This is a genomic window from Eubacterium ramulus (assembly GCF_003122485.1).
Lineage (GTDB): Bacteria > Bacillota > Clostridia > Lachnospirales > Lachnospiraceae > Eubacterium_I > Eubacterium_I ramulus_A.
The window spans coordinates 1-14698 of record NZ_JRFU01000028.1 but is presented as its reverse complement, the minus strand read 5'-3'; the positions used below and the strand labels follow the sequence as shown (position 1 = coordinate 14698).

General features: G+C 37.1%; 14 protein-coding genes. All 14 read left to right on the top strand.

Annotated features, from left to right (window positions below; genetic code table 11):
• The first annotated feature begins 25 nt into the window (after nt 1–25).
• On the top strand, nt 26–1150 hold the full coding sequence (locus LG34_RS02770) for a glycosyltransferase family 4 protein (protein WP_109214775.1): 1125 nt from the start codon (nt 26–28) through the stop codon (nt 1148–1150).
• 13 nt (nt 1151–1163) lie between these two features.
• Nucleotides 1164–1979 carry a LicD family protein gene (locus LG34_RS02765; protein ID WP_207657017.1) on the top strand — a complete coding sequence of 272 codons (816 nt, stop codon included), beginning with the start codon at nt 1164–1166 and terminating at the stop codon, nt 1977–1979.
• A 1-nt stretch (nt 1980) separates the two neighbouring features.
• Entirely contained in the window at nt 1981–2487 is a 507-nt protein-coding gene (locus LG34_RS02760; RefSeq protein WP_207657016.1) for an acyltransferase, read from the top strand.
• Between the two features lie 43 nt (nt 2488–2530).
• Nucleotides 2531–3982: a lipopolysaccharide biosynthesis protein gene (locus LG34_RS02755; RefSeq protein ID WP_109214772.1), complete on the top strand. Its 1452-nt coding sequence runs from the start codon at nt 2531–2533 to the stop codon at nt 3980–3982.
• 26 nt (nt 3983–4008) lie between these two features.
• Nucleotides 4009–5208 (top strand): CDP-glycerol glycerophosphotransferase family protein, encoded by a 1200-nt coding sequence (locus LG34_RS02750; RefSeq protein WP_109214771.1) that lies wholly within the window; start codon nt 4009–4011, stop codon nt 5206–5208.
• A gap of 13 nt (nt 5209–5221) precedes the next feature.
• The gene (locus LG34_RS02745) at nt 5222–6295 is read left to right on the top strand and encodes a pyridoxal-phosphate-dependent aminotransferase family protein (RefSeq protein ID WP_109214770.1); all 1074 of its coding nucleotides are present in this window, start codon (nt 5222–5224) and stop codon (nt 6293–6295) included.
• Nucleotides 6296–6328: 33 nt separating this feature from the next.
• The gene (locus LG34_RS02740) at nt 6329–7666 is read left to right on the top strand and encodes a Gfo/Idh/MocA family oxidoreductase (RefSeq protein ID WP_109214769.1); all 1338 of its coding nucleotides are present in this window, start codon (nt 6329–6331) and stop codon (nt 7664–7666) included.
• Between the two features lie 32 nt (nt 7667–7698).
• Nucleotides 7699–8553 carry a LicD family protein gene (locus LG34_RS02735; protein ID WP_109214768.1) on the top strand — a complete coding sequence of 285 codons (855 nt, stop codon included), beginning with the start codon at nt 7699–7701 and terminating at the stop codon, nt 8551–8553.
• A gap of 12 nt (nt 8554–8565) precedes the next feature.
• Nucleotides 8566–9354 (top strand): GNAT family N-acetyltransferase, encoded by a 789-nt coding sequence (locus tag LG34_RS02730; protein ID WP_109214767.1) that lies wholly within the window; start codon nt 8566–8568, stop codon nt 9352–9354.
• Entirely contained in the window at nt 9351–10532 is a 1182-nt protein-coding gene (locus tag LG34_RS02725) for an acyltransferase (protein WP_109214766.1), read from the top strand. Before LG34_RS02730 ends, LG34_RS02725 begins: the two co-directional genes overlap by 4 nt.
• A gap of 18 nt (nt 10533–10550) precedes the next feature.
• Nucleotides 10551–11858, top strand: coding sequence for a hypothetical protein (locus LG34_RS02720; protein WP_146190177.1), 1308 nt, complete (start codon nt 10551–10553; stop codon nt 11856–11858).
• An 80-nt stretch (nt 11859–11938) separates the two neighbouring features.
• Complete coding sequence (locus LG34_RS02715) at nt 11939–13087, top strand: hypothetical protein (RefSeq protein WP_146190176.1); 1149 nt, start codon at nt 11939–11941, stop codon at nt 13085–13087.
• Nucleotides 13060–14535: a flippase gene (locus LG34_RS02710; RefSeq protein WP_109214763.1), complete on the top strand. Its 1476-nt coding sequence runs from the start codon at nt 13060–13062 to the stop codon at nt 14533–14535. The genes LG34_RS02715 and LG34_RS02710 overlap by 28 nt, the downstream gene beginning before the upstream one ends.
• Nucleotides 14525–14698: glycosyltransferase (locus LG34_RS17435; RefSeq protein ID WP_146190175.1), on the top strand; the 174-nt coding region annotated here is incomplete at its 3' end. The genes LG34_RS02710 and LG34_RS17435, both read left to right, overlap by 11 nt.

Genomic DNA, 14698 nt, shown 5'->3' with positions numbered 1-14698 from the left:
GGTTGTGAATGAGGAGAACGAACATATGGCTTATAAAGTTTTAAATTTGTTATCAGATGGCGGTGTTGGTGGCATCGAGAATTTATGTAAATGTATTTCTGATATACGAACAGAGGAAAATTGTTTCTGTTGTTTGTTTGAGGAAGGTGCAATTTATGAGGAAATGAAAAAAAATGGAGATGCTGTTTCTCTGGTTTCCTGTGGAAGTAAAAAAGTAACGAAAGAAAGAATTCGTGCGCTGCTTTCTCTTGCAAAAAAATATGATATCATTGTAGTTCATCATAGTGCTATTGTAATTCAGTTCTATTATTCGCTGCTCAAATTTCTGTTACCGGGTAAAAAATATGTGTTGGTGGCACATAGTTGCTTTTCACCGGAATTTTATTATGATTACAGTTCAAACTTTAAGAATAAAGTTCGAGCATGGCTGCAAAAACATGTATTGAACATTTCTGACAGGGTCGTATTTGTGTCAAAGGCCGGAGAAAAATCATATAGAGATTATTTTAAAATTCCGGATTCCAAGTGCAGAGTTGTATATAATGGGGTAGTCCCGCAGACAGAATACCGCAAACCAAAGAAGGGAGCGGTAGAGAGAAATCATATATTTAAAATCGTTTTTATTGGAAGATTAGAGAAAATAAAAGGTGTACATTTGCTGATTGAGGCAACAGATGAACTGAGAAAAAAATATCCGGTACAGCTTGAAGTTGTCGGTTATGGCGGAGAGCAGGAAAATCTGCAGATGATGTCTGAAAAACTGGGCCTGGGAGAAATCGTACATTTTGCGGGCATGCAGCGTGATATAGGAAAATATTTAAAAACAGCTGATATTTTTGTATATCCTTCTATTTGCGAAGAGGTATTTGGTATTTCACTGGTTGAGGCAATGTCTTATGGAGTACCTTGTGTTGCAAATGAAGTAGGTGGAATTCCGGAAATTATTACAGAACATAAAAATGGTGTGCTGACCAGTGAAAAAACAGGAAAAGCAGTTGCAGAGGCAATTGCATCTCTGATAGAAGCTTATTACGAAGGAAAAGCAGATGAGATAGCTGAAAATTGTTATGAGACAGCCCAGTATTTTTCTATTGACCATACCGTAGAAGGTTTGGAAAAATGTTACATGGAATTAGTAAACAGAAAATAATATGGAGTTTAAGATGACAGAGACACAAAAAATACAGAAATTGATTTTATATATTGCAAATGAAGTGATTCGTATTTGTGATAAAAATGATATACCGTATAACATTACGGCAGGTACTTTGCTTGGAGCTGTTCGTCATAAAGGTTTTATCCCGTGGGATGATGACTTTGATTTTGCCATGACAAGAAATGATTATGAACGTTTCCTCAAAGCCTGCAAGAAAGATTTGAATACAGATATTTTTTTCCTGCAGACAGCAGAAACGGACAGAAATTTTGCTTATTCGATGGCGAAGCTACAGTTGCTCGGAACAGAGATCATAGAGGATTTTTCCATTGGTGTAGACATTCATCATGGAATTTTTGTAGATATTTTTCCTTATGACAAGCTTCCAGATGGGGACGTGAAAAGAAAAAAATTCTTGAAAAAAAATCATTTGTTAAAGACAATGCTCTGGATCAAATGCGGGTATGGGGTAAAAGAACATTCCGGACGGACAGGATATAAAATCCTTCATTTCCTGGGAAGATTTGTAACGATTGAAAAATTAAAGAAAAAAATATATGCTCACATTACAAAATATAATAATACGAACTTCAATGATTGTTTTACCAGTGACTATCCGGATGAAAAAATGGAAGAAAAGTGGCTGGTGAACAGAACTGAATATCCGTTTGAAGGCTATAATTTTAAAGGATTCAGGGATTATGATGAATACCTGAGTTCTCTTTATGGCGATTATATGACACTGCCGCCGGAAAATGAGCGTGAAACACATACAAATGCAAAAGTTGATTACGGTCAATATGATAAATGGTTTGAGGAGTAATATGTCAAAAATTAGAGAAACCCTGAGCAGATGGGAAGGAAAATATTATAAGCAAAAAATTCAAAAGACAGCAAAATGCTGTGGTGCAAATCTGTATTGTGGCGGAAAATCTTTTGTTACGTCAAATACAGAGCTTGGAATGAATGTAAATTTTAATGGAATGTCTATATTTGGAAATGGTAAAATTATGATTGGAAATAATTTTCATTCCGGTCCGGGCTGCCAGATCATTTCATCTTTCCACAATTATGATACAGATGATGCGATTCCGTATGGAAATCAGTATATCCATAAAGATGTTACGATTGGTGATAATGTCTGGCTTGGAAACAATGTGATCATTCTAGGGGGAGTAGAAATCGGAGAAGGCGCAATTATCCAGGCTGGAAGTGTGGTCTGTAAGAATATTCCGGCTTATGCGATTGCAGGAGGCCATCCGGCAGTTCCGTTTAAAACACGTGATATAGAACATTATGAAAAGCTTAAAAAAGAAAAGAAGTTTCATTAATTGATTAATAAATTGATTAATAAAATAGAAATGGAAGTGTAATATGCGAATTTCAACATGGATTCAAAAATATAAAGATATGTCACAACCGGTAAAAGCTTCGTTCTGGTTTACGGTCTGTAACATTTTAAATAAAGGAATTGCGCTGATTTCCACACCTGTTTTTGTCAGAATTCTGACAACAGATGAGTACGGTGATTATTCGGTATTCCAATCCTGGTACAGTATATTGGTTATTTTTGCAACATTAAATTTGTTTTCCGGTGAATATGGAAAAGGTCTGATAGAGTTTGATGATGATAAGGATCGTTTTACATCATCTGTATTAGGTCTGACGTCAGTGATCACGTTGCTGGTGTTTGCGGTATTTGCGTGCAATCTGACGTTCTGGTCAGGAAAATTAAGCTTATCACCGATATTGATCATTGCCTTGTTTGTGGAAATATTTACAATGTCTGCCTATGAGTTCTGGTCAACAAAACAGCGTTTTGAGTATAAATACAAAAAAGTTGTGCTGAGTACACTGGGAATGAGCGTGGGAAGTATTCTACTTGGAATTATTTCCGTGCTTGCTACAGATAACTATAAGTTGGAAGCACGAGTATTTTCCGATGTATTTGTGAAAGCAGTTATTTCTCTGGTCGCATTTTTTGTGATTGTCAGAAATGGAAAGAAGCTGTTTGATAAGAAATACTGGAAATATGCGTTATTATTTAACTTACCTTTGATCCCTCATTTTCTTTCAACTATGGTGCTCAGTCAGTCAGACCGTATTATGATTAAAGATATGGTTGGAAGCTCGGCAGCAGCGGTATATAGTATTGCCTACACAATTGGTACGATGGTTCTGTTGATTACAAATGCAATTAATAACTCATTTACACCGTATACATATCAGGCGTTAAAAGATAAAGAATATGACGGAATCAAAAAGAACGCGACCCTGCTTTGCGTGCTGGTCGCAGTGCTGGTTATCTTGTCCATGGCTTTTGCCCCGGAAATTATTTTAATTTTTGGTGGAAGAAAATATTACGAGGCAATCTGGGTTGTACCGCCGGTTGCAGTATCTATGTTTTTGATTTTCCTGTATTCTCTGTTCAGTAATATTGAATATTATTTTAAGAAGACAGGATTTATTGCCCTGGCATCTATCGTGTGTGCGGTTGCAAACTTAGGATTAAATAAAGTTTTTATCGAATTATTTGGATATTATGCGGCAGGTTATACAACATTGGTCTGTTATGGACTGTTAGCATTGATGCACTACTTTTTCTATCGAAAAGCGTTACATCAGGAAGGAGTTCGAGCATCAGAAGTATATAATTTGAAACAATTGCTGCTTATTCTGGCAGCTGTTCTGTGCGTGATGTTTGTGATGACCTTTACATACAGGCATATTGTTATTCGTTATGCAATTGTTGCAGTTATTCTGGCTGTAATGTTTGTAAACAGAAAAAAAATCATAGGCTGGCTGAAGAATATCAGAAATTCCTGATGAGCTGGTAATAAAGGAGAAAAACGATGAATGCCGTTAGTTATATTAAAAAGAATGGAATAAAAAGGGTTTTTGATGTCTTTTATCATTATAAGCTTGACCTGATCCTGCAAAAAGGCTGTAATTTCTTTTTGAAACACAGACCGTTACAGAATATCATTATTATTGAAAGTCATAATGATTTTGATTCCAATGGCGGTGCTTTTTATGACTACCTGATAAAAAATCATTATAATGACAAGTACAAAATTGTATGGCTGTTAAAAAATAAGGCTCCGAAATCTTTACCAGCGAATGTTGACTGGTGCTGGTTATATAAACCGAGTCTGAAAAAAGCGTTGTATGTATGCAAGGCAAAAGTATTTACAGCTGACTGTGTGGTGACAAATAAAGTTCGTGCCGACCAGAAATCATTTTATTTTACTCATGGAGCGGTTTGCCTGAAAAGTGTAATTGGGAAATGTAATCTGTCTGATACGGTTGATTATATTCTGTCTCCATCAGAAGCATATGGACCAATTCAGGCAAAGCAGGGAGGCTTGCCATTCCCAAATGACAGATTTGTATATCTTGGATATCCAAGTTATGACCGGCTGTTTACGCCATCAGAACATGAACTGGCGAAAGTGACGAAAGAGTCCTATCGAAAAGTGGTGATCTGGATGCCTACATTCCGTAAAGGCGGAGGTTATAAGCGGAACGACAGTACGAAGGAGCAACCATTGGGGATTCCAATTATTGAATCTGAGGAAGAATTAAAACAACTGAATGATGAACTTGTGAAAATGGACATGCTTTTGATCATAAAAATACATCCGATGCAGGATCCGGAGACAATAAAAGTACATGGCATGTCAAATGTCTGTGTGCTTACAGGAAGCACTGTGAAAAATCTGAATGTAGACAATTACAGACTGTTAAAAGATTCAGATGCTTTATTAAGTGATTATTCCAGTATTGCATATGATTATTTAATGCTGAACAGACCAATTGGATATGATTTTTCAGATCTTGATTCATATACGAACGGTCTTTGTGTGGATAATCCGGATGAATATATTGCAGGTCCTAAAATTTATTGTTATGATGAGTTATTGGGATTCCTGAAAGATGTTTCAGAGGAAAAAGATTCTTATAAAAAGCAGAGAGAAGAACTTTGCGGAAGAATTTATAAATATACAGATGGGAACAACAGCAAGAGAATTGCTGAATTTATGAAGTTATAAAGGAGTGACAAAAATGCTTAATTTTACAGTAGGACCAGTAATGTCATGTGAAGAGGTTCGTACAATTGGAGCGGAGCAGGTACCGTATTTCAGAACACCGGAATTTTCAAAAATCATGTTTGAAAATGAGAATCTTATGAAGAAATTTGCAAAAGCAGATGAAAATGCGCGTGTTGTATTTCTGACCGGATCAGGTACAGCTGCGATGGAAGCAGCAGTCATCAACGTTTTTGATACAAAGGATAAAGTACTTATCGTAAATGGCGGAAGTTTTGGTCAGCGTTTTGTGAAAATCTGTCAGATTCATCAGATTCCATATACAGAGATCAAACTTGAAATCGGGAAAAAACTGACACAGGAAATGTTAGATCAGTATGATGGAAAAGATTATACAGGATTTCTTGTAAATATTCATGAGACATCCACCGGTGTACACTATGACCCGGTTATGATCAGTGAATTCTGCAAAAAGAACAATATGTTCCTTTTGGTGGATGCGATTAGTTCTTTCCTGGCAGATGAGTTTGATATGGAGAAACTTGGCGTAGACCTTATGCTGACAGGATCACAGAAAGCACTTGCGTGCCCTCCGGGTATTTCTGTGATCGTTTTATCTGAACATGCAGTACAGCGTGTATATGAAAAAACACCACAGTGCCTGTATTTAGATTTGAAAGAAGCGTTAAAAAACGGAGAGCGCGGGCAGACTCCATTCACGCCGGCCGTTGGTATCCTGAGACAGATTCATGCCCGTTTACTGGAAATTGAAAAAGCAGGCGGTGTAGAGGCTGAAACAGCAAAGATTGCTTCACTGGCAGCAGATTTCAGAGAAAAAATCAAAGATATGCCATTTGAAATTCCGTCTGAATCTATGTCAAATGCGGTGACACCACTTCATCCATTGAATGTTTCTGCTTATAAAATATTTGAGACACTGAAAGATGAGTATCATATCTGGGTTTGCCCAAATGGTGGTGATCTGGCAGAAAAGATTTTCAGAGTTGGTCATATAGGTGCACTTACAACAGACGATAATACATCACTGGTGGAAGCTTTGAAAGATATGCAGAACAGAGGACTGTTATAATCGTTAAGCAGGGGAGAGAAAGGTAATTAAAAGATGACAAAGGTAATAACATATGGAACATATGATCTGCTTCATTATGGGCATATACGATTGCTGGAACGTGCGAAGGCACTGGGAGATTATCTGATCGTCGGTGTGACGGCAGATGATTTTGATAAAACCAGAGGAAAGATAAATGTGCAGCAGTCTTTGATGGAACGTGTACTGGCGGTAAAAAAGACAGGACTTGCAGATGAAATTATCATCGAGGAATATGAAGGGCAGAAAATCGATGATATTTTGCGTTATAATGTTGATATTTTTACAGTTGGTTCAGACTGGAAGGGAAAATTTGATTATTTAAATGAGTACTGTAAGGTGGTATATCTGGACAGAACGCAGGGTGTTTCAAGTACAGAGTTACGTTCTCAGAAGCGGCTTGTAAAAATGGGACTTGTCGGAGATACAGGAATTTTTGAAAAATATCGGCAGGAAGCTGCATTTGCCAATGGTGTGGAAGTTGTAGCGGCTTATACGGAAGATGTTTCTTTAAAACAGAAAGATAATGATATTGTATTTACAAATGATTATGATAAATTGCTGGAAATTGTAGATGCAGTTTTTATTGTCTCACATCCATCCAAACACTATGAACAGATAAAGAAAGCGCTTCTGAGTGGAAAACATGTATTATGTGAATCTCCGATCGCATTAAAAAAATCTGAGTGTCAGGAACTTTTTGAAATTGCAGAAAAGAATGATCTGATTCTCATGGATGCAATCAAAACAGCGTATGCAACTGCTTACCATAGATTACTGCTGCTGGCTAAATCGGGAAAAATTGGAAATATTGTCTCGGTAGATGCTACCTGTACAAGTACAAAAGAAATGGAAACGCAGACCAGTACCTACGAACGTAGGAACAGCATCTGTGCATGGGGACCAACAGCGCTGCTTCCGGTATTCCAGCTGCTTGGAACTGATTATGAAAAAAAAGAAGCAAGTTCTTATTTTATGCCGGAAAATGATAACTTTGATCTGTTTACAAAAATTAATTTTAACTATAAGAATGCAGTGGCTTCTGTAAAAGTTGGCAAAGGTGTAAAAGCTGAGGGAAATCTGATCATTGCTGGTACAAAGGGATATATTTATGTCCCGGCACCGTGGTGGAAGACTGATTATTTTGAAATCCGTTATGAAAATCAGGAAGAAAACAAACGTTATTTTTATCAGTTGGATGGAGAAGGAATCAGATATCAGATTGTTGCTTTTATCAGATCAATTGAAAGTAAGCAGTCAAATTCCTATATTTCACAGGAACTGTCAGAAAAGATCTGTTCTGTCATTGAAGAATGGAATGAAAAAAAGGATCTGCACACAATTACTGTATAAAAACAGAAAATAAATAAAGAGGATTGAGTACAATGGGAGAGATAAAAGAATTATCACCGGAAGAGTTCAGACAGATGCAGCTGCTTCAGCTTGATATGTTAGTTGAGTTAGACCGTGTCTGCCGCGAGAATAATATTAATTATACGATTTTTGGTGGAACACTTCTGGGAGCTGTCCGACATAAAGGATATATTCCGTGGGATGACGACGCAGATGTTGCCATGTTGCGTGAAGATTATGATAAATTCAAAAAAATAACAGACCAGTTAAATTCAGAAATCTGTTATTTTCAGGATCATGATACGGATCCGGAATATCGCTGGGGTTATGGAAAGTTAAGAAGAACAGGCACAACTTATGTGCGCGTAGGCCAGGAGCATTTAAAATGTAAAACAGGTGTTTTTATTGATGTTTTCCCTATGGACGACATTCCACATTCAACCATCGGCCAGATGCTGAATGATTTTTACTGTTTCTGTCTGCGAAAAATTCTGTGGTCTGAAGTAGGAAAATACAGTACTTCCGAGGACGGAATTCACAGATTATATTATAAGATCGTATCTCATATATCACCGTCTTGGGTGTTTAAACGTGTGGAAAAAATTGCTGTAAAAAGCAGAAACAGCAGTACAAACCGAGTTCGTACATTGTTGTTTCCGGCGACAGGAAAGCTGTATCGGAAAAGAGAGAACAGCTTAAAGACCAGATACGGTATGCCAAAGGAATGGTTTCTGGATTTGCAGGAATATGAATTTGAAGGAAAGAAACTGATGGGTACCAGAGATTATGATACAATCTTAAAATATATTTATAATGATTATATGAAATTGCCACCAGAAGATAAAAGAGATCCACATGCACCGGTTTCAAGTTACTTTTTTGGATAAAGGAGAAGAACATTGATAAGAAAATGCTGCGTGGAAGATATAGAATATCTGAAAGGTATAATTAAAAAAGATATATTTCAAAACGTGTATCTGTATATTGATACAAGTACCTATGGATTTGAAAATCAGGATATCCAGACTTGGATTATTTCTGATTCTGAGGCGGATACGGTAATTGTATATAAATATTATAACAGTCTGCAGATTTTTGGAATATCAGATCCAAGTGATGAAAATATAAGAGAAATATGTTTTTTGATTGAAAAAAATGACAGTCAAATGTTGTCGGGATCAGTAGAATTGATACGAAAAATCTCTTGCCTGCTTTCAGAATGGAAAAAAACAGAAGGCATTATCATGAAAGCCGGGCAGGAAGCGGCAAAAGTTGATTCAGAAGTCTGCAAGGCAAGTGTGGATGAGTGTTATGAAATCGCATCACTTATTTGTGCAGATGAAGGAATCGGCGGACATTATTCTGTGGCACTATTAGAAGAACAGCTGCAAGATAGAATGAAAAACTGGCATTGCCAAAATTTTGTCTTAAAAGAAAATGGAACAATCGTTGCACATATGGGAACATATGCAGATGTGGAAGGTCTTGCAGTTTTAGGCGGACTGGTAACGGCTCCGGCAGCACGGGGACAGGGATACGGAAAGCGTGTACTGCAAAGCCTGACGGCACAGGTGATAAAGGAGCAGAAAGTTCCAGTATTATATTGTTATGAACAAAATGTAATGGACTGGTATAGACATCTTGGCTGGACACAGGTTTATAAATGTGCGAAGCTGGAACGTAAATGACAGGAGGAATACTGGTGCCAAATCTGATGGAAAAAAGTAGGATGATAAAATCCAATAGCAGGGAAAGTGTTGCCACAAAACAGAAAGAATATAACTGGGGAATCGATTTTTTACGGATTGTTTCCATGTTTATGGTTGTATGTCTTCATATGCTTGGAAGAGGTGGAATCCTGGATTATGCCCCTTTTTTATCCGGAAAATATGAAGTGGTGTGGCTGATTGAAATCGCTGCTTACTGTGCGGTAAACTGCTATGCATTAATTTCCGGATATGTGGGAATACATGGAAAATACCGGTATTCAAACTGGGTACTCCTGTGGCTGAGAGTATTATTTTATTCCATTCTGATTACAGTGTTTTTCAAATTTGCTGCACCTTCTGTAGTGGGACGGTATGAGTGGACAAGTGCGATCTTCCCGACATCGAGAGAACAATACTGGTATTTTACAGCGTATACAGGATTATTTCTCCTGATCCCGGTACTTAATTTTTTTATATCGCATGCATCAAGAAAACAATTGAAACTGGTTGTTATGTTGGGGATTGTACTGTATTCTGTATTGCCGGAATTATTCAGACGGGATATTTTTGTTACGAAAGAGGGATACAGTCCAATCTGGATGATCGTTTTGTATATTATTGGCGGTTATCTTGGAAAATACCAGGGATGGAAGAAAAAATCAAAACGACACCTTGGTTTTATTTATATCGTATGCATAGCGGTAACCTGGTTAGGAAAATTTGTGATTGAACATCATCGTTTTGGTGTGAGTGGAGATACGAATCAGACAACATTTCTGGTGAGTTACACATCACCGACCATACTATTGGCCGGAATTGCACTGGTTATACTTTTTTCAAAGCTGAATGTAACTGAAAAATGGAAGAAGTTCATAAAACTATTTGCACCGGTCTCATTCAGTGTATATCTGATACATTTCCATCCATTGGTGAAAGCGTATATATTGCAGGATCGGTTAAAGGGACTATTAAATTATAATGTGGTGCTGATGCTGCTGGCATTTCTGGCAATTATTGTATCGGTATATTTTATATGTTCTTTTATTGATATGATCAGGGAATATATATTTAAAAAATTGAAAGTGAAAGATAGACTGATAAAACTGGAACATAAATATCTTGAAAATACCTGGGATAACATAGAAAGAAAGGGTTAACAAATGGAATCAGTATCTATGAAAAAAATGTGGGACTCTATCTGGAAGCATAAAAAAATCATAATCATATTTGTGCTGCTCTGCTTTGTGGCAGGAGCCGGTCTGGGTGTAAAGAAAGCGAAATCTGCATCATCCGCATCTGAAGTACAGAAGATTGAAGATTATAAGAGTGGCCTTGATAAGTATGCGGAGGTTATGAAGAATATTGAAGCAAATATTTCAACCACGCAGGATCAGATTGATGCTTTGCAGAGTTATTGTGATTCATCTATTTATATGAAGCTTGATGCATTAAAAGTAAATGTGGCTTCTGTGCAGTACCGTATTACCGTGAATGGTACAGACAACACACAGGTTTCTTCATCTGGTGTAAGTGAAAAAGTTACAGATATTATAAACGAGTTAACTGCATATGTGAAAAATGGTGAATGGAAAGCTGCGGTAGAAGAAAAATTGACGGATGTGCCGGTAGAATATTTGCCGGAAGTGGTTGGCAGCAATTCAACCGGAAATATTTTTACTTTGACTGTTATGCATTATGATGCTGATCAGGCAGCGAAAATCAGTAAGGTAATTGATGAGCAGATTCAGAAATATGCCGCTTCTACATTAAAAGAAAACGGTGATTTTTCATTTTCTGTTATTTCAAGCAATGTATCTGCCAAGGCAATACCAGAGGTACAGTCAGCACAAAACAGTTATCTTACTTCATTGAAAAACTATAAAGACAGCCTGTCTGATCTGCAAAAAGATCAGTTATCACAGCAGATATCAGAGAAGGGTTATATAAAGGACTATAAACCAGACAGCATGGATGCACCAACTGCAAAAAAAGTGCTGGTTCAGTATGCCGCTCTGGGAATCATTGCCGGACTGGTGATCAGTTGTGCTCTATTAGCGCTTTTATATGTGTTAAGTGATAAATTAAAAGGAAAAGAAAATATAAAGGCGGCCGGAATTACTGTTCTTGGTAATTATTCCGCAAAAGAGGGATATCGTCCGGCATTGGAACGCGAAATGATAGATTTTGATCTGATCAGAAAAGAACATTCTGTTGAACAGGTATTTTTTGGAATGTTGAGTGATGCGGAAATTGTACAGAAAGCTGTGCAGGAATATCAGGCTGCAATGGAAAAGAAATCACTTGCTGTAGAAGTCGGAAGCAATATTGAGAATGATTCTGAGATGATGAAGCGATTCGTTGAAATTGGAAACTGTATTTTATTTGTTGAAGTCGGAAAAACCACATACACACAGATCAAAGCTTATTTGGAAATTTGCAAAAAATTTAATGTTTCTGTTTTAGGATGTGTTGTAGTTGAATAATTATGAAAATATTAAGTAAAACAAAACGGAAAATGTTGTCCGGAATAAATAAACCGAGTGCAGGAGAACAATTGTACCTGTTGGCATTTTTTATTTTTCTGATTAGTGAGACGTTTTCGACAACCATGTTTCAACTTCCGGGGAGTGCATATACACTTTGCAAAGCAGTGGCATGTTTATTGCTGATTATAAAAGTGTTTCGCTTTGATGAATTTTCGAGAAGAACATTTTTTATATTTGTATTGTTAATACTGGAAGCTATTCTGGTATATGTTAATTCCGGATATATGGAAGTATTCTTTTGGGTACTTTTTGTGATGGGCGCAAAAAACGTTTCATTTAAGAAAATACTGAAGGTATATCTGATCGTTACGATCAGCATTGTGCTTTTAGCTTTTTGCGCATCCATGTTGCAGGTGATAGAAAATCTGCAGTATACCAGAGGTGATGGAAAACGGGTCAGAAATTCATTTGGTGCAATTTATACAACGGATTTTGCATCACATATTTTTATGATCACGATGTCTGCGTTTTATTTGCTGAAGGACAAACTGAAGACATGGCATTTTATTCTTGGAGCGGTTGTGGGAGTATTGGTTTACTGGTTTTGCAATACACGTCTGGATATGGGCTGTCTGTTTCTTATGCTGATCTGTTTTTATTGCATCAGCCAGAGATATGTTGCAAACGGTAGAAATATTTTCAGTACAGGAAAAGCAAAGAAGGCTTTACCTTACAGCATGCCAATTGCAGCAGGATTTATGTTTGTTGTATCCTATTTTTACAGTTCTGGAAATCCTATTTTCCTGGCATTAGACAGTTTTATGTCAACTAGATTGAAATTGGGGCATAAGGGATTGATGAAATATGGAATGACATTATTTGGACAGTCGATAAAAATGGTTGGAAATGGTGGGACTACAAAGATATCGGCTTCCCAATATTTCTTTATAGACTGTTCGTACCTGTATATTTTTCTGCGATATGGAGTGTTTTTTTTACTGATCACATTGGCGGTATACATGATGTGCTGCAAAAAGTTTCAAAATGATCCGTATTTTATAGTGGTTATCATTCTGATATCTATTAATTGTATGATTGCGCATCATATCATAGAATTAACGTACAATCCATTTGCACTGGCATTATTTGCAACGGCACCGCATCTGGAACAAAGATACTGTAGGAGTAATAATAATAAATGGTCAAGATTAAATCTGTTAAAGTAAATTTTATAATGAATATGATTCTCACGGCATCTACATTCATTTTTCCGCTGATCACATTGCCGTATATCACGCGTGTGCTTTCGGTAGAAGGTGTTGGTAAGGTAAACGTAGCTACTTCGATTGCTCAGTATTTTTCTATGGTAGCGATGCTTGGCGTGCCAACTTATGGTATTCGTGCATGTGCACAGGTAAGAGATGACAGAGAGAAGCTGACCAAAACAGTACAGGAGATTCTATTGCTGAATCTCCTTATTTCTGTTTTTGTGTATGCTGCTTATTTTGTGGCAATATGGAAAGTGCCGAAGATACACAATGATGCTGCTTTATACTGGATCATGAGTTCTACGATTATTTTTAATGTAATTGGTGTGGAATGGCTGTATAAAGGTTTGGAGCAGTATACTTATATTACAGTGCGGTCGATTATCTTTAAAGCAATCGGTCTGGTGCTGATGTTCCTGTTTGTCAGACATCAGGGAGATTACGTTATCTATGGAGCAATCAGCATTGTGGCTACGGTTGGATCTAATTTCCTGAATTTTATTAATCTGAGAAAGTATGTTAATCTGCGACCGGTAGGTCATTATGATTTAAAACACCATTTCAAAGAAGTAATGATTTTCTTTGCAATGGCAGCAGCAACGACAATTTATACGAATCTGGATAACGTTATGCTTGGTTTCCTGAAAAATGAAACGCAGGCAGGCTATTATGGAACATCCATAAAAATTAAAGGATTACTGGTAAGTTTTGTTACAGCTTTGAGTACTGTATTGCTGCCAAGGGTTTCTTATTATATTGAGCGTGGAATGAAAGAGGAATTCAAACGGGTGAGCAGAAAAGCATTACATTTTGTGGTGCTGCTTGCGCTACCGGTGACGGTATATTTTATTTTGTATTCCAGGGAGTCTATCTTTTTGCTGGCCTCCAAAACATATGAAAATTCTATTATACCAATGCAGATCATTATGCCTACAGTACTTCTGATCGGCCTGACAAATGTTTTAGGATTGCAGATCATGGTGCCGATCGGAAAAGAAAAAATGGTATTTTATTCTGTACTTGCCGGAGGAATTGCAGATTTTGTTGCAAATATGATTTTTATTCCAACAATGTCGGCAGCTGGTGCTGCGCTTGGAACACTGATCGCAGAGACTGTTGTTCTGATTGTTCAGCTCATTGTATTGCGTGACTGGATCAGGGATTTGTTTTCAGAAGTACAATGGGTAAAAGCATGTGTATCTACCGCGGTAGCAGGAGTTGCCTGTTATGGAGTAAAAGCACTGAATTTATCAAATTTTATAGCCCTAGTAATATCGGTATGTGTTTTTGGAGCAGTATATGCGGTATTACTTTTGATTATGCGGGAACCGTTATTCCTTGAGGTATTACAGGATGTATTGCATGGGAAAGTGAAACGTGGAAAGGCAGAGAAAGATGGAGAATAACATTGTCATTTCTTTTATTATACCGGCACATAATTCAGAAAAGTTTCTGAAAAGATGTGTGGAAAGTGTAGTAAAAGAGGAAAAGCAACCAAAAGATAACAACCTGGCTGAAGTCATAATTATAGAGAATGGTTCTTCCGATCATACAAAACAGATTGGAACA

Coding starts and splice junctions, on each gene's coding strand:
- LG34_RS02770 (WP_109214775.1), top strand. CDS start 26: ATGGCTTATAAAGTTTTAAATTTGTTATCAGATGGCGGTGTTGGTGGC.
- LG34_RS02765 (WP_207657017.1), top strand. CDS start 1,164: ATGACAGAGACACAAAAAATACAGAAATTGATTTTATATATTGCAAAT.
- LG34_RS02760 (WP_207657016.1), top strand. CDS start 1,981: ATGTCAAAAATTAGAGAAACCCTGAGCAGATGGGAAGGAAAATATTAT.
- LG34_RS02755 (WP_109214772.1), top strand. CDS start 2,531: ATGCGAATTTCAACATGGATTCAAAAATATAAAGATATGTCACAACCG.
- LG34_RS02750 (WP_109214771.1), top strand. CDS start 4,009: ATGAATGCCGTTAGTTATATTAAAAAGAATGGAATAAAAAGGGTTTTT.
- LG34_RS02745 (WP_109214770.1), top strand. CDS start 5,222: ATGCTTAATTTTACAGTAGGACCAGTAATGTCATGTGAAGAGGTTCGT.
- LG34_RS02740 (WP_109214769.1), top strand. CDS start 6,329: ATGACAAAGGTAATAACATATGGAACATATGATCTGCTTCATTATGGG.
- LG34_RS02735 (WP_109214768.1), top strand. CDS start 7,699: ATGGGAGAGATAAAAGAATTATCACCGGAAGAGTTCAGACAGATGCAG.
- LG34_RS02725 (WP_109214766.1), top strand. CDS start 9,351: ATGACAGGAGGAATACTGGTGCCAAATCTGATGGAAAAAAGTAGGATG.
- LG34_RS02720 (WP_146190177.1), top strand. CDS start 10,551: ATGAAAAAAATGTGGGACTCTATCTGGAAGCATAAAAAAATCATAATC.
- LG34_RS02710 (WP_109214763.1), top strand. CDS start 13,060: ATGGTCAAGATTAAATCTGTTAAAGTAAATTTTATAATGAATATGATT.